The following is a 22,229-nucleotide window of genomic DNA, read 5'->3' as shown; positions in this document are numbered from 1 at the left end:
TCATCAGTTTTGTTTGAGCAATAACTGCAACGCTTTTTTCATAAAGCCTTCTGTATCTAAATCCAAATCGCGTAATTGCGGTTTTACTTTATTGATTTCGCGTTCTGAATAACCGAGGGCTCCAAGTGCCAACATCGCTTCTTCGAGTTCTAGTTGGTCGTTAGATAACAAGTTACTCGTGTCTTCCACGCCTAACGAATCTCCGAAAAACTCGGTAAGCTTGCCTTTTAAATCCAAAATCATTTGACGAGCTGTTTTCTTACCGACTCCTGGAAATTTCACTAAATACGATTCATTTTCCTGTTCGATCGCTTCGATGACATGTTGCGGTTGTCCACTTGCTAAAATCGCTAACGCCCCTTTTGGACCGATACCCGATACCGAAATGAGTTTACGAAACAATTCTCGCTGCTCGAATGTCGGAAAGCCAAATAGCAATTGTGCATCTTCCCGCACGTGATGATGAAGAAATACTTGCAAATCTTCTGTGCCGAACGAATACGGGTTTGGTGCAAAAATTTGCCAGCCAATTCCTTGCTGTTCTATTACTAAATATTCAGGCGTTACGCGTGTCACCGTGCCTTTTATGTAATCGTACATGGACAGTCTCTCCTTTAATTCAACTTAACAATTATAGCATATTCCTGTGCTTTAGACGAAATAATCCCACTGTTGTTCGGCACATGATAAGATAACTATAACGAGTCGATAAGTGAGGGATTTATATGAAAAAATTATTAGGCGAACAACGTCGCCAATTTCTGCTAGAAAAAATCAAAACATCAAATGATCCAATGACCGGCAGTGATTTAGCTGCTCTTGCCAATGTATCACGCCAAGTAATTGTGGGCGATATGACTTTGTTAAAAGCCAAAGGCGAACCCATCATTGCAACGAGTCAAGGTTATATGTATTTAGCAGATCGCACTACAGAAAAAGCGAGCCGTCAAATCGCGTGCCGCCACCAAGCCGAAGACACTGAACGCGAATTAATCTTATTAGTTGAAGCGGGTGTTACTGTGAAAGATGTATCAATCGAACATCCCGTATACGGCGAACTAACAGCGGGCGTTCATGTATCTAGCGTTCAAGAAGTAGAAGCCTTTATGAAGCGCATTCGCGATACGGAAGCTAGTTATTTACTCGAGCTTACAGATGGTACACATCTTCATACGATTACCGCTCAAGACTCCGCAACACTCGATCAAGCCGTGAACGCAATGCGTGCGCATGGGTTTTTATTAGAAGAAAGTGAATAAATTTTGAATTTAAAAAGTCCCGCAGCGAAATGCTGCGGGACTTTTGTGTTTAATTTTTGTAAGTGTAATACGAGCCGAGTGTTTTCACCGTGCATCCTAAAGCTGTAAGTTCTTCAAAGGCACCGCGCATCATTGCATCGTTTTCATCTGCTAAAACATCCGCAATAAAGAAATAATCACCAAGACCTGTTTTTAACGGACGCGACTCAATTTTACTCAAGTTTAATCGTCTCCATGCAAAAACCGATAAAATTTGGTGTAAAACACCTGAACGGTCATCTTCTGGCAACGTCATCATCAAGGTTGTTTTGATTTGTTCGTCATGCTGCGGATTTTCTAACTTATGATTGGTTTTTGACAACACGAAAAAGCGTGTGTGGTTAAAATGGAAATCGTGAATATCGCGCTGCAAAATATCCAGGCCGTATTTATGGGCAGAAAATTCATTGCCAATGGCTGCAATATTGCGTTCGGGCAATTCAGATACCATTTTTGCTGCCGCTGCTGTTGAGCTATATTGCTCGAGTGGCGTATTTTTGTATGTATAATAAAGATATTTGTGGCATTGTGCCAATGCATGCGGATGCGAATAAATCGCTTCAAATGATTCCGCGTGACGATTTTCAGGGTGCACCAATAAATGTTGTTCAATCGGTGATAACACTTCAGCTGTCACATACAATTGAGCTTCGTGGAATAAATAATCCACTGTTAATGGAACTGATCCTTCTAATGCATTTTCCAGTGGGACGACAGCGTAATCTACGCTGCCTTCTACCACTGCTTCTATGCATTCGGGAATGGTTGTAAATGGCACTAAGGTACTGTCAGGAAAAACTTTTGTTGCCGCAAGGTGTGTAAATGACGCTTCCGGCCCTAAATATGAAATTCGTTTACTCATAGCTTGTCCAGTCATTTAAACATTCCTCCATTAAGATGATCCGCTTGATACCACATCAGCCGACTCGACAAAATCGAGTTTTTTCAGCTGTTGCAAAAATACGTCCAAGTTCCCGTCCATCGCCGTAACGTCCAAAGACAAAGTCACATTTGCCCGTCCTTGAATCGGAATGGTTTGATGGATGGTTAAAATATTACAGCCGTTTTCAGCGACTGTTTGCAGAAGTGTCGCAAGCGTTCCTGAACGGTCTTCTAATTGTAAGAAAACCGTCAAGATCCGTTCTTTGACAATCGAATGGAACGGAAATACAGCGTCACGATATTTATAAAACGCAGAGCGTGAAAGACCTGTTTTGTTAACGGCATCCATAATCGAAATACGGTCATTTTGCAGCATTCTTTTCACTTCGAGCGTTTTTTGCATCGCTTCTGTTAAAACGTCTTCACGCACTAAATAATACCGTTGTTCCGAAATATCCTTCATTCAAGCTACCTCCGCATCAATCCATAAATTCGAATTCGAATTCAAGCAAGCGAACCGTGTCGCCATTTTCCGCTCCACGTTCACGAAGGGCATCATCAATTCCCATACCGCGCATTTGACGAGCAAAGCGGCGAATCGAATCTTCACGAGAAAAGTCCGTCATCTTGAAAATACGTTCAATCGCATAACCAGACAAGATAAATGCGCCATCAGGACCGCGTGTAATGTCAAAGCCATCTGCATCAGTTTCGTGTTTGTACAATACAGTGCTTTCTGAATCAACTTCTTCATCACCCATTAACGGGAATTCCGGAGTTACTTCAATAACATCAGCAATTGCGAACAACAAGTTGTTCAAACCTTTACGTGACAGTGCGGAAATCGGGAAAATGCGTGCATCTTCCGGCAATTTTTCGCGGAATTTTGCTAAATTCTCTTCAGAATCTGGCATATCCATTTTATTTGCAACAATCAATTGCGGACGTTCTGTTAAACGCATATTGTATTGTTTTAACTCTTCGTTGATTGTTAAGTAATCTTCGTAAGGATCGCGTCCTTCAAGACCAGACATATCAATCACGTGAATAATAACACGCGTACGTTCGATATGACGTAGGAATTGATGGCCTAGGCCGATTCCTTCGTGAGCGCCTTGGATTAATCCAGGTAGATCAGCCATAACAAAGCTGCGCTGGTCTTCTGTTTCAACCATGCCCAAGTTTGGAACGATCGTTGTAAAATGGTATTCCGCAATTTTTGGTTTAGCTGCAGAAACGACTGACAATAACGTCGATTTCCCGACACTAGGGAATCCAACAAGACCAGCATCTGCTAATACTTTCAATTCCAAAATGACGTTGCGTTCATAACCCGGTTCGCCTTTTTCAGAAAGCTCTGGAGCTGGGTTAGCAGGTGTTGCAAAACGTGAGTTTCCACGTCCACCGCGTCCACCTTTAGCGATAATCGCAGTTTGACCATGTTCAACTAAGTCAGCAATTGTTTCGCCTGTACCGACGTCTTTTACAACTGTACCTGGTGGTACTTTGATCAATGTATCTTCTGCTTTAGCACCGTGTTGGTTTTTGCTCATGCCGTGCGTTCCGCGTTCTGCTTTAAAAATCCGCTTGTAACGGAAATCCATTAGCGTACGCAATCCTTCTTCAACGATAAAGACGATATTCCCGCCTTTACCACCATCTCCACCGGCAGGACCGCCGTTTGGTACATATTTTTCGCGACGGAAAGCAACCATGCCATCTCCGCCGTCGCCACCTTTAACATAAACTTTTACGTGATCGACAAACATATTATCCCTCCATCTGTGCACGAACAGCAATTATTGTGCTGTTTTCGTTGCACTCTTTTCGTACAGTGAACCCATCTGTTTTCACCATATTCAGGTCCGGCCAACTCTCCGAACACTTAATCGTTATTTCAAAAAACGCCGCGTCGGATTCTAATAAAATCTCGCAATCAAACACTTGATAAGGACTCAGTTGTTCTTTTGCTAATTCCACAAAACCCTCTAAAAAACGCCGGAACTCGCCATCTAAATGTGCAGGCGCTGCAATAGCTTGACACTCTACATGAAAATTAAATCCAGGAAAGCGCCAATTGGCCGTTAACAGCCACTCCTCTGTCAGCGGTAACCCGATGTCGGCTAGCCGGCTGTCATGCATAGACGCTTCGGCATACGAACGAATAAGCGCTTGCGCCTCTTGGAGACGGCCAAGATCCAAATTCATTTTGATTAATTGAAGATCATTTAAAAAATCATGGCGCGCATGCCGAAGCGATTGTGCCACTGTCATTGGTTTTTCCATAAGTCACGTCCCGATTCAGCTTCTTATTCCAGTATACCAATAATTCGCAGTAAATTCCTAAAATAATGCGTCTAACCTGTCTCGTGAATTGCGCCGATAATTATCAAAAGAAAAAGGACTGCGAAAGCAGCCCTTTTCGTTTTGTATTAAGCTTCTTGTGCAACTGGATATACGCTAACTTTTTTCTTATCGCGTCCGTAACGTTCGAAACGAACAACTCCGTCGATTTTAGCAAAAAGTGTATCGTCTCCGCCGCGTCCAACGTTCTCACCTGGATAAATTTTAGTCCCGCGTTGACGGTATAAAATTGAACCACCAGTAACTTCTTGGCCGTCTGCACGTTTTGCGCCAAGGCGTTTAGATTCTGAGTCACGTCCGTTTCTCGTTGAACCTACACCTTTTTTAGATGCAAAAAACTGAAGATCTAATCTTAACATTCTGTCCCACCTCCTAAGCTGTGAAGGTTATTTTAATATATTCTTCATAGTCTTGTTCAATCGTTTTTAATGAAACAATCATAGAGCGCACTAACAGTTGAACCTGTTGATCTGTCTTCTCATCCAAGTCGTTCGGAAAACTGACTTTTAAAAAGCCGCTATTCGCTTGCTGAATGTCTGGTTCGATTCCCGTCAGCTCCATGATGGCATTCACCGCTCCGAAAGAGACAGCAGATGCTCCAGCACATACGAGGTCTTGCCCGTGTTCAGCGTAATCCGCGTGGCCTGACATTTCAAAGGAAGAAATGCGGTTTGACGTTTCTTTTACAGTTACAAATATCATTCTTACAGGTTAATTGCATCGACAGTCAATTTTGTGTATGGCTGACGGTGACCTTGTTTTTTGTGATAGTTCTTTTTCGCTTTATAAGTGAAAACAGTGATCTTTTTAGCGCGGCCGCTTTTTACAACTTTAGCCGTAACAGTAGCTCCCTCAACAAAAGGAACACCCACTTTAGTATCATCTCCACCTACAAATAGAACTTTATCAAAAGTGATAACATCACCAGCTTCTCCAGTTAATTTCTCAACATAGATTTCTTGGCCTGCTTCAACTTTGATTTGTTTTCCACCAGTTTCAATAATCGCGTACATATCCTTGCACCTCCTCTAGATTAAGACTCGCCTATTCAGGTGATCTGCCGAAGCATCTTCTTAAAGTAACCTGATTCGAGCGGTTGTAGCAACGATACGCTACAAACATAACATTAGAATAATACCATGTGGGAACTCGTCGAGTCAATAGGGAATGTTATGTTTCGGGAAATTGATTGTTGGATGTGAGGTTTTGATTTGAGTGAGGTGCGGTTATGTGGGCGCGAGGTGCGGTCTTTGTTGTTTGAGGTGCGCTTTTGCGGGTGCGAGGTGCGGTCTTGGACGATTGAAGTGCGCTCTTGCCCATTTAAGGTGCGGTCACCGATATACACGACTAAAATAGTCACGCAACAGTTGCCGATTTTCAATAATCCGCCTTTTTCCACGCGTTTGGCTTTTCGGCGCTGACTTTTCAAGCAATCGGTACAGCACATATTTGTTTTCAACTCCAAGTAGCTGGTAAGCAAGTCGCGTATCGAGTTCTCCGCCAAACATCAACGCAAATTCTTGCAGCGTCACTTCATGAGCATCTCGCGAATGAAAATCGCAGATCTCACAATGCCATTTGCGGTCTCGCCAAATTAGTGAACACGTTCGGCACGTTGGACATGTCACACCAAGCCGTAAAGAATTAAAGCTAATTTGATGGCGCGCAAGCCAGGACTTACTTATATCTTGCGGAGGTAATTTTTTCAACTTACTCGTTAGCTTCTCCACATCAAAAAGTTGCGGGCCCTCCACCAACTTCTCCAAATGGAATGGCAAATAATCGAGTGACACGACCGGGTAAAGTTTCGGGGCATCAACTACTTTGCTAGATCGACTCGTTAACACAATCACACCATCAACCGGCACATTTAAAAATCCACTACATGCTTTTACCGCACGATGCAATTGCGCTTCTGGATTGCGCATGCCTTCTCTGCGACCGTCGATCACTCGGTGAAACTGAAAGTTAACCGAATCAAAATAAAATTCACCAATCATGTTTTTCACTTCCAGTACGCAAACACAGCTTGCATGAATCAACAATAAATCAATTTGCACGGAACCATCTTTATATGGAATAACAACATCACTCAATAACATAAAATCTCCTGATAAATCCAACTCTCTTTTCAATAAAGTGGCCGTACGCTGTTCACCGCTTACACCAGCTAAAGAATTTTTTAACTCGGATAAAACGGTCATCTTTAATTCGTGGCCAGATTTCAATCGTTCTGCTGAAACCATCTGCACAAGTAAAAAATCGTTCATTCCACACCTCCCGAAAGTTTTAAAAAAGCCCTCGCTACAATAGCGAAGGCTCAGATTAGTTTATTTCGTAAAGACTGCTTTAATTTTTGTGAACAAACTTGGCGGTGCTTTTTCCATGCTCATCAATGGAACCGATTCACCTAGCAAGCGGCGCGCAATGTTGCGGTAGCCAAGTGCAGCGGTGTTGGACGGGTCCATAACGATCGGTTCGCCTTTGTTTGAGCTTGAAATAACACGCTCGTCGTCAGCAATGATGCCCAGTAAATCGATCGACAAATGTGTCGTGATTTCGTTGACATCAAGCGCTTCTCCCGCTTTCATCAAATGCGGGCGGATGCGGTTAATGATTAAACGTGGTGCATCGATGTTTTCTTCAAGTTCCAACAAACCGATAATGCGGTCAGCGTCGCGAACGGCTGAAATTTCAGGAGTGGTAACGACAATCGCGTGATCCGCTCCCGCTACAGCGTTTTTATAGCCTTGCTCGATGCCGGCTGGGCAATCGATAATGACAAAGTCATAATCTTTTTTCAGCTCGGTTACGAGTTCTTTCATTTGTTCTGGATTAACATCATTTTTATCAGCAGTTTGCGCTGCTGGCAATAAATAAAGCATATCATCAAAACGTTTGTCTTTGACAAGCGCTTGGTGCACTTTGCAACGTCCTTCTAATACGTCAATCAAATCATAAATGATGCGATTTTCGAGTCCTAAAATAACGTCGAGGTTACGCAATCCAATGTCGGTATCGATTAAGCATACTTTTTTCCCTTGAAGGGCCAATGCAGTGCCGAGGTTGGCGGTTGTCGTCGTTTTTCCGACGCCTCCCTTACCTGATGTAATTACGATAGCTTCTCCCACACTAGCTTCCTCCTTTAAACGTTGAAATTTGCGGACGGATAAACCGCAATTCCTGTAAACGGTCAATAATGATCGTGCCATTTTTATGTAAATATGCACATTCCATTTCCGGTTGTTCCGATAAACTAGACAATTCGTCTGTCATGGTTTCCAATTCGTCGTGAATTTTTAATTGTGTTGCTTCTAACCAAGATGCTGCAATAACTGCATCGCGATTGCCTTTTGTTCCGGCATGCGCTGCACCTTTTAATCGACCTAATACATAAACACTGCCGCCTGCTTCAACGCGACCGTTCGGGTTAACATCGCCAATAACGACTAAGTCACCTTCCGCTTTGATCACTTGTCCTGATCGCACAATACCGACATATGTTTCGGACTGGCTTTCAATTATCTTTTGTTCACATTCTTCAACTTTCAAAATATCGCTTGTTGTTCCGACAACCTTCAAATGAGGATTTGTCGCAACCACTTCGCTCAATTCTTGAATTTGACTCTCTGTGCAATAACGTTTGTTTAAATGTACTGTCACTTCGGTATCACTGTCTAGCGCAGGATCCGATACTTTCGTTTTTAACTCGGTCAATAACTCAGAATATGCACATTGATCATCGAGATATAGCACAAGTCCTTTATTTTTCCCTTTAATATTAACGAGATTCTTCAAAAAAATGTCACCTGCGCTTTCATTAATATAACCCTATCTTATTGTCACGCTCTGATAATTGCGTGACCATTACCGACTTGAAAATCCAGCCGAGCATCACCAAGAAAATGGAATTGGCGATCATTGTTGGCCATAATCTTGTCGTGATAAATGTGCCAAGCGGCATTCCCGTAAATGAAATAAGCAGGAAGAATTGGTAAAGCAAAAACTCGAACAATGCCAATAAAAAGAGCGTCAGCAGGGTCGCTGTCAATAAATTCCGAGGGATCTTTTTGAATGCAGCTGCTGCAGCCAGACAAATGGCTGGGTACAAAAAAGAATATAATCCAATAATATCAATGTAAAAGACATCATACAAGAGCCCGAAAAATAATCCGTAAAACATAGCGTGCTTTAAATCATAATAAAGCGTTAAGAATATCAAAAACATAATTAGAAAACGAGGCACGATATAATTCAATTCGCCACCAATATTTAATGGTGAGAAAAGACCAAAAACCGGTTCCATGAAAAACAGGACGAGACAGATCAACGGGATGAGGAAACGAATCATGATTCATCGTCTCCTGTCACGCCATTGTCTTCACCGTCCACTTCCGGCATCAATCGGTCTGCGATAATAACGTGGTTTAACAGCGAAAAGTCCGCTGCTGGTTTTACGTAAGCAAGCTTTGTTAAACCAAACTCATCAATTGTCACTTCCGTAATCGTTCCAATTAAAACACCTTTTGGAAAAATCCCGCCAAGTCCACTTGATATTACTTGATCGCCTTTTTTCAATTCAATATTTGCATCAATGCGCTTTAATAATAATTCGTGACGCTCTGCATCGTACCCTTCAATCAGTCCATAAACATCTTTCTCTCCACCAACGACCATCGCTGAAACGCGGTAGTTCGGGTTAAGCGTTGAAATCAATTCAACTGTTGAAGTAGTCGGTGTGGTTAACGTCACTTTGCCAATTAATCCACTTGCTGTCATAACCGCCATATTGGGTTTTACGCCTTGATTTGCTCCACGGTTCAAAATCAATTTTTCTTCCCATTGATCGGGGTTCCGTGCAATAACAGTTGCTTGTATCGGGTTAAAGTCTCGTAAATCTTCTTCTTTTCCAACAATTTTTTTCAGTTCTTCATTTTCAGAACGCAAGTCCTTTACTTCAGCCTGCACACCCGCAAATTCTTCTAAGCGCGTTTTCAGATGCTGGTTTTCTTCAAATGTGTTTAGTAACGAATCGACATTATCAAAAATTCCAGTAACAAAATGAGCAGGTCGTGAAAATACCGACTGCCCGGCCCCAACAGCATCTTTTATGATTTGTTCCGGAAGCGACACATTGTCGCGATCACGGAGCGAAAAAGAAATTAGTGCAACGAGCAGGATGACACCCAACAGCAGCAAAATAAGCCGCTTGTTTGTTAAAAGTTGTGGCATATCGCCATCCTCCTTATTTAATTGATAACTGGCGTCGGAATTTGTCCCTATTCTCAAGCGCCTTTCCTGTGCCAAGAGCCACACAGTCTAATGGATTTTCAGCGATAGATACTGGCATTGAAGTTTCTCTTGATATTAAACGATCGAGATTTTTAAGTAACGCTCCTCCACCGGTCAACACCATGCCGTTTTCGATAATATCTGCACTTAGTTCGGGCGGTGTTTTCTCAAGAGCTGCCTTAATCCCAGCTAACATATCCGCTACGGGTTCGCTCAATGCCTCAGCGATTTCACCAGCCGTAATTTGCAGCGTCTTTGGAAAACCTGTTACTAAATCGCGCCCACGAATTTCCATGGATACATCTTTTTCAGAAGCTTCCATAATAGCCGCCGAACCAATGCCGATTTTAAGAGCTTCTGCTGTTCTTTCACCGATTAACACTTTGTAGGCTTTGCGGATATACTGGATAATTTCTGTATCCAATGCATCACCAGCAACACGAATCGATTCACTTGAAACAATTCCGCCTAGTGAAATAACGGCGACTTCTGTCGTTCCGCCCCCAATATCGACGACCATACTGCCAACAGGTTCCCATACGGGCAAATTTGCTCCAATCGCTGCTGCAAAAGGCTCTTCAATCGTGTAAGCTTCACGAGCTCCAGCGGAACGAGCCGCATTTAAAACCGCACGCTGTTCGACGGACGTAATGCCAAAAGGCACACAAATCATGACCGTCCCCGTTTTCCATTTACTACCGATTTCTCGAAACGCTTCAGTTAGATTATACTTGATCATCGTTAAAGTCGTATCGTAATCGGCAATTACGCCGTCACGCATTGGACGGACTGCTTCAATAGAACTGGCTGTACGTCCCATCATGTTTTTAGCTTTACTACCGACGGCTACAATTTCGCCAGTCGTTTTATTTTTAATAACAACAGAAGGTTCACGAAGAACAATTCCCTTGCCTTTAATATACACCAATGTATTTGCCGTGCCTAAGTCTATTCCAACATCTTTCGAACCAAATCCAAACAAAGTTTTTCGTCCCTTCTTTTAAACAGCTGCACCTCCACATTTGCGAGGACACAATACCAATCATTATAGACGAAAAGAAAAAAAATAAACAGTGCTACATGAACCCCTTTTCTTTCAACGAAATGAATTGGTGGTCACCAATTATAACGTGATCAAGCAGTTCGATTCCAATGATACTGCCCGCTTCAACTAGTCGTTTAGTGACTTCAATATCTTCTGGAGAAGGTGCAGGGTTACCAGACGGATGATTATGCGCACAAACAATTGATGCTGTCGAACGACGAACCGCTTCACGGAAAATTTCTCGAGGATGAACAATAGAGGCATTCAAGCTGCCAACAAATATAGTTTGTCGGTGCATCACTTGATTTTTAATATTGAGGAACAAAACAACAAAATGTTCTTGCTTGAGTGAGGTCATATCCGCCATTAAATAAGAAGCGGCGTCTTTGGGTGAGCGAATGGTAAATTTTGTGTCAGTTTGTTTCGAAGACAAGCGTCGTCCGAGCTCGACCGCTGCAAGCAGTTGCACCGCTTTTGCTTGGCCGATGCCATTGATCGCCACCATCTCTTCGATCGTAGCGTTTTTTAATTCTTGTATGTGTTCAAAATGAGTGAGCACGCGATTTGCTAAATGGAGCACAGACTCTTGTCGACTGCCTGTGCGCAGTAAAATGGCGATCAACTCTTGATTGGATAACGCTGACGCCCCTTGGTTTATTAACCGTTCACGGGGCCGGTCTGTAATGTGCACATCACGAATCATCAACGGCGTTTCGTTTAGCATCGAACACCGCTCCCTTCTAAGGAAATAAACCCTGCAGCGCTTAGTTTTTGTGTTAAAGCCGCAACCGGTAAACCAACAACTGCGTTGTAATCACCGTTAATGTCTTTAACAAACAAGCCAGATACTGTTTGAATGCCATAAGCACCCGCTTTGTCATATGGATCTTCTGTATTGATATAGGCATCAATCCAGGCTTCCGGCAATTCAAAAAACGTGACTTGCACCGTTTCATGGAATGACAACTCGCTATCGCCTTGAACAACCGTTACCGCAGTAATAACGTGATGCGTTTGACCTGATAGTTTTTGCAAATAGCTTTTAGCTTGTTCTTTATTTTTCGGCTTTAATAAAATCTCTTCATCTAATACAACTATTGTATCTGAACCAATAACGACGCTATCTCTATTGTCAGCTGCCACTTCTTGTGCTTTTTGTGCAGCACAAGCTAACACATAGCCGAGCGCTGTTTGAAATTGCTGTGGATCCGGTTCATCTTTCGTGCTTGGGCTAATAGTAAAGTCAACTCCAAGCATATCAAGCAATTCCTGGCGGCGTGGTGATTGGGAAGCGAGTATGATCGGGAAATTAGATTTAAATTTCATAAGAGAATCTCTCCTTTTTTCAAGAATCATACCATTTCCGTAAACTCGAAAACAAATGATGAAAAATGAGTTTTGCTTTGATAGGCTTGTTGAAAAATGAGATTTGGTGATGCTATAAGTCTTAAAGCGCTTTGTATAGGTATTGATAATTCTAATTTAATTAAAACCTGCATTGGGCAATATTAATATCGTAAGACATATACCAAACCTTAATATAGTAGTGGCGCGTCCATGGGCTAAGCGAAGCAAAGAGACAGATGCTCTTCCTGGCTCTTGGCGAGAGCTATGCCCTAAGCGCCAATACGGATATACAACAAAAAAAAGATGAAGCCTCAGCTTCATCCTAGAAAATTCATATACCATGTGAGAATTCCTTCGCCCCAGAAATACACAATAATCGCTGCGGCTGCAATAGACGGACCAAATGGAATCGGGGATTTCCGCCCTTTCTTCGTGATCCGTAATTGAATAATACCTACGACCGCACCAATAAACGACGCGAAAAATAAGGTCATTAACGTTCCACCTAAACCAAGCACTAGCCCAATCACAAAAAATAACTTGATGTCGCCACCACCCATACCACCTTTAGAAACAATAGCGATTAAAAATAGCAACGAAAACCCGACGGCCGCACCAAGCAAACTATTCCACCATGGATCTAGCGGAATCACAAAACGCAAGCCGATTAGCACAACCGCAAACGGCAATAACACTTTATCAGGAATAAGCATGTACGCAATATCAGATACCGTGATAATGACTAGTAATGACACAAACAAAATCGCTACGATCAACTCTGGTGTAAACCCAAACACTAAATACGATGCAACAAATAAAATACTGGTGATGGCTTCCATTAAAGGATAAACCCAATGAATGCTCGAGCTACATGTTCGACATTTCCCCTTTAAAAATAGATAAGAAAATACCGGCACCAAATCCAACGCAGTTAAACGGCGATCGCAATTTGTACAATGGGAAGGTGGATATGCAATCGACTCTTTTTTCGGTACACGCAAGCCAACTACATTAAAGAATGATCCGAAAACAAGTCCAAATACACCAATAAAAACAGAATAAGTTAATACCATAGAAACCCTCTTTGCTTTAGTTTAATAGTTAAAATCGTTTAAGTATAAACTCTATTCTATCAAAAAAAGAGAAATCGCAATGATTTCTCTTTTTTTCTTACTCGTTTGAAGCTGATGCGCTTTCTTCAACATCTACGTCTACATTTACTTCAACACCAGTAGCAGCTTGAGCTTCTTCATCCGCTAAATCTACCCCATTATAGTCTGGCATCGGATTCTTTTTGCCTGCAGGAGTTGGTGTATCCACTTTTGGTAACGTATCAGCTAAAGCAATCAGATCAGGTCTGAAATATGCGGAAAAAGTTAACGTGACATCGATTTCATCATTCTCGTTCACTTGTTCAGCTTTCGTGATTTCTTCTCCCGAACTGAAGTTGATGGCTTCGACAATCATGATGCGTTCCATCGCTTCCACTTTTTCAATGAAAGTTGTAATCTCACGGTAATCATCTGCTTTTACCGTAACTGTCGTTAGCACTTCTTGAAGATTTTCAAGACCTTCGACAGGAACAGGTAATTCAACAAGACCTTCTGTGATGCCAATGTTGTCAACAAGCGTACCTGACATCAATTCAGCTTGTTCAATTTGCAAAACGATTAACTCCGTTAACGCTTCAACTGAAACTTTCCGCTGCAATTCGCGCGGATTTACTTTTTCAGTTTCCGGCAGTTCTTTAAATTGTGTTTGCAATGCGATCAATACGTCTCGTTCAGAACTTAAGGTTTGTTCAGCTTGAATTCTCGCTTCTTTCGCTGGAACATAAACCATAAAATATGAATATGCTGATAAAGCGATTAAGAAAATACTCGTTAAAATGATTAGGCCTTTTTCTTTTTGGCTTTTTGAGTAGTTACTCACTGTTCATCCCCTCCTGTTTCTACTGGAGCGGTTTCTGGTGATTCGGTTTCGGTCGTAACATCTACGTTCACTTCAACTTCTTCAGCCGGTACAACCTCTTCAACCGGAGTTTCAGTTGCTGCTTCGCCGTCGACTGGAACTGCTGTATCGTCTGTTGGAAGACGTTGGTCATCAAAAAGAATCGTATATGTTGCTATGTATCGTGGTAGTTTTTCTTCAACTTCGTCTATAACTTCTCCGCTCTCTTCAGCGTTAAGTTCTTTTTGAGCCACACCGTCTAATGTGACTGACTTAATAAGTTCTGAAGCTTTTAGCTGTGCTAAGTAATAAGCAGCTTGTCTAGTCGTATCGAATTGAACAGATAAAGTTGCTTGATCTAAGCCTGTGTATGAAAAGCTTTCAAAAAATCCACGTGCTGGCAAAATAGATACCAGTTCTTCTAAAAGAGGAACCGTATCAAATTGATAGCTTTCCGCCCAGTCAACTGTCACTTTTAATTGCTGTTCTTCGTTCATTCCTTGAGCGGCTTCCAATTTAGCTCGGATGGCTTCTTGTTCCGAGGTGACTTGCAAACTTTGTGCGGCTAACAGCTGTTGTTCATTTTCATTGGCGTTAGCTACTAGGGCAAACACTGCCCATACGATTACAGCTAACAATAAAATCGCAATCGCCGCAATAAGAAAAGCGGGACGGTCCCGTTCTTTTTGCGGCAATAAGTTAATATCTACCAACATAATATTTTACACCTCTTTCAGCGCGAGACCGATAGCCCGGTTAAAGCGTCTAGGCACGTCTTTTTCTTGGCCACACGGAATCGCATCAATAACAACAGGTAACACCGGTATTTGAAAACGTCGTTCAAGATTTTGTTGGAATGTTGGCCAGTCATAAAAGTCACCATTACACACTATTTTTGTTACACCGAATTGTCCTGCATTCATATTGTAGCGATAAAAGTTCGCTAGTTTTTCAGCTTCGATTTCAACTGAGTCCATAACTGCAGTACGATCTGCTAAAAATGGATCTTCAATTTCTATATCGATTGGACGCATAAACATTGGGTAATGTTCATGGAAAATCGAAACCGTCATTTTTTTCGATTGCAAATCAATTAACATCACGTGCTCTTCTTCTTCAAAATTATGTTGTAAATGTGTTAAACGATAAAGTGCCAGAGGTGTAATATCCGCCACAACTGCTTTTAACTTCACTTTTTCAAACGCATCTTCATAAGCTTGGACAACAGATTCTCTTGAGGCAATAATAATCGCTTCAGGTTGATCGTCTTCTAAATGGTATGGCACCACATCAAAGACAGGATCTTCAAATGGTAAGTACAAAGTCGAGCCAATTTCAATAAAGAAATGACCTTTTAATTCATCGACTTGCACATTTTCGGGGTATGGTACTTTGCGGACAATAACGAATTCGTCAGGGGCGAGGAAGCGGACTGACTTCTTAGAGAGACCCCACTGATTGACAGCCTTATCGAGTACCGAGGCCAGCGCTTCTGCGTCGACTATTTTGCCATCCTCAATAATACCTGTGGGAAGAAGTAATTCTTCCGCACAGTTTAGCTCAAGTGGCCAAGAGGATTGCAAGTCGACATGACGAATCGCGTCTTCTTCTATTGTAATGGTGACGACGCGTGCTTTTCTTGATAAAAACGATAAGGCCATGTTTTCAGCTCCTAAATTAGTTTTACTATTTAATATCGCTACCTTCGAAATTAGAGTTCTCTATTTGTCCAAGTCCCGAATTAGTAAGAGGTGTAACTATTGTGTAAGTCTTGCCATTCGACGTCGCTGACCCTGCTACTTCAATAGAACCACTAGTTTCAGTAAATGCAACTCCTGTTAATGAGCCTGCATCATCAAGATAATCTCCAATTAAGTTTAAAGTATCTGCATTATCAGTTCCTGCTGGCAGACTACCTGTCTCAGTTTTATACAAACTCGCTGCAGCGATCGCTTGTTGGAAATCTGCTCTTACCGCACCATTTCTGCTATTATCAATGATATTACCTATTGCCGGAATAGCAATTGCTGCAATAATTGCAATAATAACGATTACTGCTAAAAGCTCGATTAACGTCATACCTTTTTCGTTATTTAATTTCTGTTGCAAATATTTTTTCATTTTCTTTCCCCCTATTATTTTACTTTTTTATACTACTTAGAGTATGTGTTAATTATATCAATAGTACTAATTTTTGCAATAGTTTTTATTTAAATATAAAATATATTTTAATAAAAATTTTGTTTTAATCTTATAATTTATCTACATTTTGGAACATTTCAAACATCGGAACCATTATAGCAAGTACTATAGTCCCTACTAATGCAGCTAAAAACACAATCATTAAAGGTTCAATTAGAGCTTTTAACCGATCGGTCTCAGCTTCCACTTCTTTTTCATAAAACTCAGCAACTTTACTTAACATATGATCTAAAGATCCCGTTTGTTCACCTATAGAGATCATATGCGGTATTAGTGGCGGAAAAGCCCAATGTTTTCGCATTGGTTCTGTCAGAGATCCCCCTCTTTCAAGAGAATCCCGAGCTTGCAGAATAACCTTCGACATAACTGCATTATCGACTACTTTTTCAGTCATCGTTAAACATTGCAAAATAGGTACTGAACTAGAAAATAATGAACTTAGTGTTCTTGTTAAACGAGCAAGTGCTGATTTTTGCATAATTTTACCGAATATTGGCGCCTTTATAAGTAAAGTATCCAGTATCATATTACCTTTAGGATTTTTACGCATTAGCCAAATAACAGCTACAATTGTAAGTCCTGCTAATAAAAGCAAATACCAATAACCTTGAACAAAATCTGAAGCACCCATAACAAACTGCGTTATTAACGGCAACTCACCACCGAATCCTGAAAACATATCAGCAAACATCGGAACAATAGAAGACAATAGAAATATTACCACTCCGATAGCTAAAATACCGACGACTACAGGATAAGACATTGCAGAAATAACTTTTTGCCTCGTTTGATACGCCTTATCATAATGTGTGGCTAAACTATCTAATGATTCATCGATGTTCCCTGCTAACTCTCCTGCTTTAACTAGATTTATAGTTAGTGGTTCAAAAATTTTTGGGTATTTTGCGAGTGAATTAGATAACGAATTACCTTTTCTCAACTCTTCCGCAATTTCTGCTAAAGCTCTTTGTAAAGGTTTTGATTCTACTTGTTGCGATAAAATATGAACAGAATCAACAATCGTAACCCCAGCGCGCATCAAGGTTGAAAACTGGCGTAAAAACATAATAAACTGGTCTCGTTTGACAGGATTTCCAATTGATATGTCTTTTTGCAAAGCAGATGCTGGCATTTCGCGAATGTCTATTACTCTTATTCCTTCATCGCGCAACTTGCTAACCGCTTCTCGGCGACCGCTCGCAACTACAACACCAGATCTGACTTTTATGCGGTCACGTCCTTCGTATTTATAGCGCGCCATCTTAATCCACCCCTATCAAATAAGGTTGCGCAACTTCACGCGTAATTTTGCCTTTTTTCAGCAACTCTTGCACAGAAGTTTCCATCATGTGCATGCCTAGTGCACGGTTTGTCAAAATGACGTTCGGGATTTGGTGAACTTTCTCTGAACGGATCAAGTTGGCAATCGCAGAGTTTGAAATCATAATTTCTGTTGCTGCAACGCGTCCTTTACCGTCAGCTGTTGGCAATAGGCGCTGAGAAATAACCGCTTTAATAATACCTCCAAGTTGCGTTCGGATTTGTGCATGTTGTTCATGGGGGAAAACGTCGATAATACGTTCAATAGTTGAAGCAGCACTCGATGTATGTAGCGTTCCCATTACTAAATGTCCCGTTTCAGCTGCGGTAATCGCGGTCGTGATTGTTTCCAAATCACGCATTTCCCCAACTAAAATCACATCTGGATCTTGTCGAAGTGCAGCACGTAACCCATTGGCAAATGATTTTGTGTCAAATCCAACTTCTCGTTGGTCAATAACAGATGTTCCATGACTGTGCATATACTCAATCGGGTCTTCTAATGTAATAATGTGCTTGTTCATATGTTCGTTCATATAACGTATCATTGCCGCTAATGTTGTCGATTTACCAGAACCCGTAGGACCTGTCACAAGAATCAACCCTTGATGGGTATCTGCCAGTTTTTTCAAGGTATCTGGCATTTGAAGATCGTCGATGCTTGGAATATTCGAGGCAATTGTTCGAAATGCATGTGAGATAGAACCGCGTTGATGAAAAGAGTTGACACGGTAGCGAGCGACTCCTGGAATCGAATACGTATAATCCATCTCGCCTTTTTCTAAAAACGTATCCCATAATGAAACAGGCATAAGGGCTTTAGCAATTGAAAACGTATCATCAGGCATCAGTTTTTCGTCACCAAACTGAACCAACTTCCCGTTAATTCGAAAAACAGGCGTAATGCCTGTTGTCATATGAATATCGGAAACACCACGGTCTTTCGCTTCTGTCAAAACACGATCGATAAAAGTAGTAGTTGTCGTCATAGGCTAATCTGTCATGGCAACGCGAAGTACTTCTTCTGTCGTTGTCATGCCCTCCTTTACTTTTAATAATCCATCGTCGATTAGAAAGATGGTTTTATTTTTGATAGCAATTTCCCGAATTTCCGCTGCAGAACCCCCGCGGTTGATAATATCTTTGATGTCTTCGTCTACAACCAATACTTCGTGAATAGCCATACGCCCTTTATAACCACTCATGTTACATGCCGGACAACCTTTACCACGCGCAATGGTTTCCAGATGAATCCCGCGTTTAGCCGCAATTTCTTTTTCTCTCACTGTAACTGACTGTAATTCTTTGCAGTCTCGACAAACGCGTCGAATTAATCGTTGAGCTATAACAGCATTTAATGACGCTGTTACAAGAAACGGTTCAATGCCCATATCCATTAAACGAGTAATCGAGGCGATTGAATCGTTTGTGTGTATGGTGCTTAACACTAAATGACCTGTTAAAGATGCACGTATCGAAATATCAGCTGTTTCTTTGTCTCGAATTTCTCCAACCATGACAATGTCAGGATCTTGACGCAAGATGGATCGCAATCCTGCCGCAAATGTTAAACCGACATTTGCGTTTACTTGAATCTGGTTAATGCCTTCTAACTGATACTCAACGGGATCTTCAACGGTAATAACGTTAACTTCCTCAGAATTGAGTTTATTTAACGCTGCATAGAGCGTTGATGATTTACCCGATCCAGTTGGACCCGAGATTAAAACAATGCCATTTGGTTTACTGATTTCTCGCATAAAGCGTTGCATATTTAGTTCACTAAAACCAAGCTTCGAAATGTCTGTCAGGTTTTGACTCAAATCCAAAATTCGCATTACGATTTTTTCGCCAAATACTGTTGGTAAAGACGATACCCGCAAATCGATGGCTCGGAAGTCAACCGTTGTTTTAATCCGACCATCTTGTGGTATTCGGTTTTCAGTAATGTCCAGATTGGATAAAATTTTAATCCGTGCCGTCATCATTTGTTGCATACTTTTTGGTAAGGTTCGCTCCGTGCGTAGTGTTCCATCAATACGATACCGGACAAGAACTCGATTTTCTTGCGGGTCTAAATGGATATCACTAGCTTTTTGCGAAACGGCGTTTGATAACAATTGATTGACTAACCGAACAATCGGTGCATCAGAGTCGTCTAATTCATTTTGTTGTTCTTCCGCTGTTTGTGGCATATCTTCCAACAATTCATCATATGATTCTTCGTCGTAATATTTGGCAATGGTTTTTACAATATCTTCTTTTGAAGCGATTGCTGGTTCAATATGAAAGCCAGTCGTCAGCCGGAGGTCATCGATGGTGATAAAATCTGTCGGATCGTTCATCGCTATAAACAAACGGTCACCCACCGTTTTTAACGGCACCAAAAGTTTACGCTTAGCAAAATCTTTTGGTACGACGTTAAATAACTTTGGATCGAACGGATAGCGGAACAGCGAGACGTAGGGGATGCCTAACTGTACTTCAAGCGTATCAATCAATTGGCGCTCGGTGATGATTCCGCGTTGCAACAAAGCATCACCGAGCTTTTGATCGCTCGGTTTATTGTTTAGCGTTTCTTGTAAGTCCGCTTCTGTCAACAAGCCCTGTGCGACTAAAATATCACCTAGTCTTTTTCTGACAATCGCCATACCGACTCCTCCTTTCTGACTATTATTCCGTAACTAAATTTCCACCTTTATCATAAACAGGTTTCTTCTGGGGCTGTTGTTCTTCGTTTTCTACTTCATCATGAACACCATCATTGTTTTCATCCACAAATCCTGGTTCCCCTGGTTTTGGTACGTCCGACTCTTCTACTGGCGGATCATATACGCCATCATTATTTACATCGACAAAATCTGAATCTCCCGGTTCCGGATCTGCAGTGGTGCCGTCATGAACACCGTCTCCATTTGCATCTACAAAGTCTGCATCACCTTCAACAGGTGCTTCTGCTGCCGGTTCTTCTTTTTTCTCTAATGGATGAACTTCGACACGGTGAATTGGGGGATAAAAATCCTTCGATACCGTTACCACTTCTAACGGCTCACCGTTGTCGATTACAGTTTGAATAACCGTTAAACTCTTCCCTTTTAATCCTTTTTCTTCTACTTTTTTGCCACTTGTTACAAATGCGCTAAATTGCTTTACCAATCGCACTTCAATCTCTTTTTCTTCTGTAATACCAATTGCATATTCGTATACAAATGGAAAACCACTAATAGAAGCATTTAACGAATCTTTTTTCTTCGATAAATTTAAGGTAAATGAGCTTTTGTTTGGATTTGTAAAAGCAAGGTCAACTCCTAAGTGGCGATTAATCGCTGCTTCTTGACCAGCTGGGACTTGTGCAGGTAATTGTGTTCCAATGCTACGCTCATCGATTAAAAAGTTAGTTTGCAATACTGCACCGTAAATCGTTGAAGCAATTTGCGTCAATTCTTCATCACTAATATCTGTTAATGGTAATTCTTCGATAAAGTCTAAAAATGAAAATTGCGTTTCAGGCGCTAATTGAATGCCATTTAACGCTTCGATAACCGTTGCGCTATCTAGGCTTACAAAGTTTGTAGGGAAAACGACATCTACAACTTTCTCGCGATCTACACTTAAACTATCATCGCTAATCGAAACTTTCGTTTTTGTTTGTCCAGCCTTCAAAGCTGTTTCCAATTTGTTATTGATCGTCGCAACGTCAGGCTCTGAAAAAGTAGCAACTGGAAATTGCTCTGCTAAAAATTCACGTGTTGTGTCTTGAGAAAGACCAAACACAAAACTATTTTGTGATCCAGTTTGAGCGTTACTTAATGTCTCGTCTATTAAAATTTCTGCAGTTTCAAGTGGGTATGCTGCTGTAGCATCTTGATAAACAACATCAAGTTTTGCTTCTGATTGCCACGCTTCTAATTGACCTGCGAGCATCATTTTTGCAGCTGGAACTTCCATGTTCGATACATCATTCGTGCCAATATACGTGTTATCGCCATATTCCTCTACTGGGAAAATCCATGTGTCAACAGCATAAGCGCCAGCGTTGGCTGCTCCGAATACGATGAGTGCAAAACCAAATATGGTTGCAAATGTTAAACCGACTAATTTATTATCCACGTGTAATCTCCTCTCGCTCAGCATCAATCGACTGCATGCCGAACGACATTGGCTTTTCATCTGTTTCAATTTCTGGTGCTTTTTCTAAAGCTGCTGATTTCTTTAATGTTTGTTGCAGTTTTTGCTCGCGGCGTTCTTCTACAATACGTAATTTTTCTTGACGTTCTTTAGTGATGATTTTAGCAAATGCAAATGCGGCTAGAAATGACATACCAACAAGTGCCAACGCTACAATATACCAGGCATAAGTGCCTTGCATTAAAAGTGCTACAGCTGCAGCCGCAAGTCCACCTCCTGAAATAATCATTCGTTTTAACAATGGAAATTGTTTAAAGCGGAAATAAGTGAGCGCCAAAATAATTGCCGCTAAGATAAGAAAAACTAATAAGCGTATCATGTAAATCCTCCAATTTTTAGTT

27 protein-coding genes and 1 other annotated feature are annotated in these 22,229 nt (G+C 41.3%); of the genes, 1 reads left to right on the top strand and 26 read right to left on the bottom strand.

Features of this window, described 5'->3' with window-relative positions; translation table 11 throughout:
* Positions 1-3: 3 nt before the first annotated feature.
* Entirely contained in the window at positions 4-600 is a 597-nt protein-coding gene (gene ruvA / locus GPDM_RS11345) for a Holliday junction branch migration protein RuvA (protein ID WP_008431513.1), read from the bottom strand.
* 125 nt (positions 601-725) lie between these two features.
* On the opposite strand from ruvA, the gene GPDM_RS11340 reads away from it, so the two are divergent.
* Entirely contained in the window at positions 726-1,259 is a 534-nt protein-coding gene (locus GPDM_RS11340) for a transcription repressor NadR (RefSeq protein WP_008431512.1), read from the top strand.
* A 49-nt stretch (positions 1,260-1,308) separates the two neighbouring features.
* Here the strand turns inward: GPDM_RS11340 and pheA are convergent, their stop codons facing one another.
* From pheA to GPDM_RS11215, 25 genes are all read right to left on the bottom strand, one after another.
* Positions 1,309-2,175 (bottom strand): prephenate dehydratase, encoded by an 867-nt coding sequence (pheA, locus tag GPDM_RS11335; protein ID WP_008431511.1) that lies wholly within the window; start codon positions 2,173-2,175, stop codon positions 1,309-1,311.
* Between the two features lie 15 nt (positions 2,176-2,190).
* Entirely contained in the window at positions 2,191-2,643 is a 453-nt protein-coding gene (locus GPDM_RS11330; protein ID WP_008431510.1) for an ACT domain-containing protein, read from the bottom strand.
* Positions 2,644-2,659: 16 nt separating this feature from the next.
* On the bottom strand, positions 2,660-3,949 hold the full coding sequence (gene obgE, locus GPDM_RS11325) for a GTPase ObgE (RefSeq protein ID WP_008431509.1): 1,290 nt from the start codon (positions 3,947-3,949) through the stop codon (positions 2,660-2,662).
* Between the two features lies 1 nt (position 3,950).
* On the bottom strand, positions 3,951-4,466 hold the full coding sequence (locus GPDM_RS11320; RefSeq protein ID WP_008431508.1) for a Spo0B domain-containing protein: 516 nt from the start codon (positions 4,464-4,466) through the stop codon (positions 3,951-3,953).
* 146 nt (positions 4,467-4,612) lie between these two features.
* Complete coding sequence (gene rpmA, locus GPDM_RS11315; RefSeq protein WP_008431505.1) at positions 4,613-4,903, bottom strand: 50S ribosomal protein L27; 291 nt, start codon at positions 4,901-4,903, stop codon at positions 4,613-4,615.
* A gap of 13 nt (positions 4,904-4,916) precedes the next feature.
* Entirely contained in the window at positions 4,917-5,246 is a 330-nt protein-coding gene (locus GPDM_RS11310) for a ribosomal-processing cysteine protease Prp (protein WP_008431504.1), read from the bottom strand.
* Between the two features lie 2 nt (positions 5,247-5,248).
* Positions 5,249-5,557, bottom strand: a complete 309-nt coding sequence (gene rplU / locus GPDM_RS11305) for a 50S ribosomal protein L21 (RefSeq protein WP_008431503.1) — start codon at positions 5,555-5,557, stop codon at positions 5,249-5,251.
* A gap of 13 nt (positions 5,558-5,570) precedes the next feature.
* Positions 5,571-5,652: a sequence feature (ribosomal protein L21 leader region), on the bottom strand.
* Positions 5,653-5,875: 223 nt separating this feature from the next.
* Positions 5,876-6,814, bottom strand: coding sequence for an NERD domain-containing protein (locus GPDM_RS11300; protein WP_008431501.1), 939 nt, complete (start codon positions 6,812-6,814; stop codon positions 5,876-5,878).
* A gap of 60 nt (positions 6,815-6,874) precedes the next feature.
* Positions 6,875-7,675 (bottom strand): septum site-determining protein MinD, encoded by an 801-nt coding sequence (gene minD / locus GPDM_RS11295; RefSeq protein WP_008431499.1) that lies wholly within the window; start codon positions 7,673-7,675, stop codon positions 6,875-6,877.
* A gap of 1 nt (position 7,676) precedes the next feature.
* Positions 7,677-8,348 (bottom strand): septum site-determining protein MinC, encoded by a 672-nt coding sequence (gene minC / locus GPDM_RS11290; RefSeq protein ID WP_039863349.1) that lies wholly within the window; start codon positions 8,346-8,348, stop codon positions 7,677-7,679.
* A 16-nt stretch (positions 8,349-8,364) separates the two neighbouring features.
* Entirely contained in the window at positions 8,365-8,895 is a 531-nt protein-coding gene (gene mreD / locus GPDM_RS11285; protein WP_008431495.1) for a rod shape-determining protein MreD, read from the bottom strand.
* The gene (gene mreC, locus GPDM_RS11280) at positions 8,892-9,776 is read right to left on the bottom strand and encodes a rod shape-determining protein MreC (RefSeq protein WP_008431494.1); all 885 of its coding nucleotides are present in this window, start codon (positions 9,774-9,776) and stop codon (positions 8,892-8,894) included. Before mreC ends, mreD begins: the two co-directional genes overlap by 4 nt.
* A gap of 13 nt (positions 9,777-9,789) precedes the next feature.
* Positions 9,790-10,818: a rod shape-determining protein gene (locus GPDM_RS11275; RefSeq protein ID WP_008431492.1), complete on the bottom strand. Its 1,029-nt coding sequence runs from the start codon at positions 10,816-10,818 to the stop codon at positions 9,790-9,792.
* Between the two features lie 94 nt (positions 10,819-10,912).
* A complete protein-coding gene (gene radC / locus GPDM_RS11270) occupies positions 10,913-11,605 on the bottom strand; it encodes a RadC family protein (protein WP_039863347.1) in 693 nt (230 codons plus the stop codon).
* On the bottom strand, positions 11,599-12,207 hold the full coding sequence (locus GPDM_RS11265; RefSeq protein WP_008431489.1) for a Maf family protein: 609 nt from the start codon (positions 12,205-12,207) through the stop codon (positions 11,599-11,601). The genes radC and GPDM_RS11265 overlap by 7 nt, the downstream gene beginning before the upstream one ends.
* 338 nt (positions 12,208-12,545) lie before the next feature.
* Entirely contained in the window at positions 12,546-13,301 is a 756-nt protein-coding gene (locus GPDM_RS11260) for a prepilin peptidase (RefSeq protein ID WP_008431487.1), read from the bottom strand.
* Between the two features lie 97 nt (positions 13,302-13,398).
* Entirely contained in the window at positions 13,399-14,160 is a 762-nt protein-coding gene (locus GPDM_RS11255) for a hypothetical protein (RefSeq protein ID WP_008431485.1), read from the bottom strand.
* On the bottom strand, positions 14,157-14,894 hold the full coding sequence (locus GPDM_RS11250) for a PilN domain-containing protein (protein WP_008431483.1): 738 nt from the start codon (positions 14,892-14,894) through the stop codon (positions 14,157-14,159). The genes GPDM_RS11255 and GPDM_RS11250 overlap by 4 nt, the downstream gene beginning before the upstream one ends.
* A gap of 6 nt (positions 14,895-14,900) precedes the next feature.
* Complete coding sequence (gene pilM, locus GPDM_RS11245; protein ID WP_008431476.1) at positions 14,901-15,839, bottom strand: type IV pilus biogenesis protein PilM; 939 nt, start codon at positions 15,837-15,839, stop codon at positions 14,901-14,903.
* Positions 15,840-15,864: 25 nt separating this feature from the next.
* The gene (locus tag GPDM_RS11240; protein WP_008431475.1) at positions 15,865-16,299 is read right to left on the bottom strand and encodes a type II secretion system protein; all 435 of its coding nucleotides are present in this window, start codon (positions 16,297-16,299) and stop codon (positions 15,865-15,867) included.
* A gap of 130 nt (positions 16,300-16,429) precedes the next feature.
* Positions 16,430-17,641 (bottom strand): type II secretion system F family protein, encoded by a 1,212-nt coding sequence (locus GPDM_RS11235; protein ID WP_008431473.1) that lies wholly within the window; start codon positions 17,639-17,641, stop codon positions 16,430-16,432.
* A gap of 1 nt (position 17,642) precedes the next feature.
* A complete protein-coding gene (locus GPDM_RS11230) occupies positions 17,643-18,689 on the bottom strand; it encodes a type IV pilus twitching motility protein PilT (protein ID WP_008431471.1) in 1,047 nt (348 codons plus the stop codon).
* Positions 18,690-18,692: 3 nt separating this feature from the next.
* Complete coding sequence (locus GPDM_RS11225) at positions 18,693-20,351, bottom strand: GspE/PulE family protein (RefSeq protein WP_008431469.1); 1,659 nt, start codon at positions 20,349-20,351, stop codon at positions 18,693-18,695.
* Positions 20,352-20,373: 22 nt separating this feature from the next.
* On the bottom strand, positions 20,374-21,810 hold the full coding sequence (locus GPDM_RS11220; protein ID WP_008431467.1) for a VanW family protein: 1,437 nt from the start codon (positions 21,808-21,810) through the stop codon (positions 20,374-20,376).
* A complete protein-coding gene (locus tag GPDM_RS11215; protein ID WP_008431465.1) occupies positions 21,803-22,207 on the bottom strand; it encodes a hypothetical protein in 405 nt (134 codons plus the stop codon). The genes GPDM_RS11220 and GPDM_RS11215 overlap by 8 nt, the downstream gene beginning before the upstream one ends.
* Positions 22,208-22,229 lie beyond the last annotated feature (22 nt).

Origin of the sequence: Planococcus donghaensis MPA1U2 (assembly GCF_000189395.1) — a bacterium.
GTDB lineage: Bacteria > Bacillota > Bacilli > Bacillales_A > Planococcaceae > Planococcus > Planococcus donghaensis_B.
Note: the sequence above shows the minus strand (reverse complement) of the source record. Positions and strands in the feature narration are given on the sequence as shown.

Coding starts and splice junctions, on each gene's coding strand:
- ruvA (WP_008431513.1), bottom strand. CDS start 600: ATGTACGATTACATAAAAGGCACGGTGACACGCGTAACGCCTGAATAT.
- GPDM_RS11340 (WP_008431512.1), top strand. CDS start 726: ATGAAAAAATTATTAGGCGAACAACGTCGCCAATTTCTGCTAGAAAAA.
- pheA (WP_008431511.1), bottom strand. CDS start 2,175: ATGACTGGACAAGCTATGAGTAAACGAATTTCATATTTAGGGCCGGAA.
- GPDM_RS11330 (WP_008431510.1), bottom strand. CDS start 2,643: ATGAAGGATATTTCGGAACAACGGTATTATTTAGTGCGTGAAGACGTT.
- obgE (WP_008431509.1), bottom strand. CDS start 3,949: ATGTTTGTCGATCACGTAAAAGTTTATGTTAAAGGTGGCGACGGCGGA.
- GPDM_RS11320 (WP_008431508.1), bottom strand. CDS start 4,466: ATGGAAAAACCAATGACAGTGGCACAATCGCTTCGGCATGCGCGCCAT.
- rpmA (WP_008431505.1), bottom strand. CDS start 4,903: ATGTTAAGATTAGATCTTCAGTTTTTTGCATCTAAAAAAGGTGTAGGT.
- GPDM_RS11310 (WP_008431504.1), bottom strand. CDS start 5,246: ATGATATTTGTAACTGTAAAAGAAACGTCAAACCGCATTTCTTCCTTT.
- rplU (WP_008431503.1), bottom strand. CDS start 5,557: ATGTACGCGATTATTGAAACTGGTGGAAAACAAATCAAAGTTGAAGCA.
- GPDM_RS11300 (WP_008431501.1), bottom strand. CDS start 6,814: ATGAACGATTTTTTACTTGTGCAGATGGTTTCAGCAGAACGATTGAAA.
- mreD (WP_008431495.1), bottom strand. CDS start 8,895: ATGATTCGTTTCCTCATCCCGTTGATCTGTCTCGTCCTGTTTTTCATG.
- mreC (WP_008431494.1), bottom strand. CDS start 9,776: ATGCCACAACTTTTAACAAACAAGCGGCTTATTTTGCTGCTGTTGGGT.
- radC (WP_039863347.1), bottom strand. CDS start 11,605: ATGCTAAACGAAACGCCGTTGATGATTCGTGATGTGCACATTACAGAC.
- GPDM_RS11265 (WP_008431489.1), bottom strand. CDS start 12,207: ATGAAATTTAAATCTAATTTCCCGATCATACTCGCTTCCCAATCACCA.
- GPDM_RS11260 (WP_008431487.1), bottom strand. CDS start 13,301: ATGGTATTAACTTATTCTGTTTTTATTGGTGTATTTGGACTTGTTTTC.
- GPDM_RS11250 (WP_008431483.1), bottom strand. CDS start 14,894: ATGTTGGTAGATATTAACTTATTGCCGCAAAAAGAACGGGACCGTCCC.
- pilM (WP_008431476.1), bottom strand. CDS start 15,839: ATGGCCTTATCGTTTTTATCAAGAAAAGCACGCGTCGTCACCATTACA.
- GPDM_RS11240 (WP_008431475.1), bottom strand. CDS start 16,299: ATGAAAAAATATTTGCAACAGAAATTAAATAACGAAAAAGGTATGACG.
- GPDM_RS11235 (WP_008431473.1), bottom strand. CDS start 17,641: ATGGCGCGCTATAAATACGAAGGACGTGACCGCATAAAAGTCAGATCT.
- GPDM_RS11230 (WP_008431471.1), bottom strand. CDS start 18,689: ATGACGACAACTACTACTTTTATCGATCGTGTTTTGACAGAAGCGAAA.
- GPDM_RS11225 (WP_008431469.1), bottom strand. CDS start 20,351: ATGGCGATTGTCAGAAAAAGACTAGGTGATATTTTAGTCGCACAGGGC.
- GPDM_RS11215 (WP_008431465.1), bottom strand. CDS start 22,207: ATGATACGCTTATTAGTTTTTCTTATCTTAGCGGCAATTATTTTGGCG.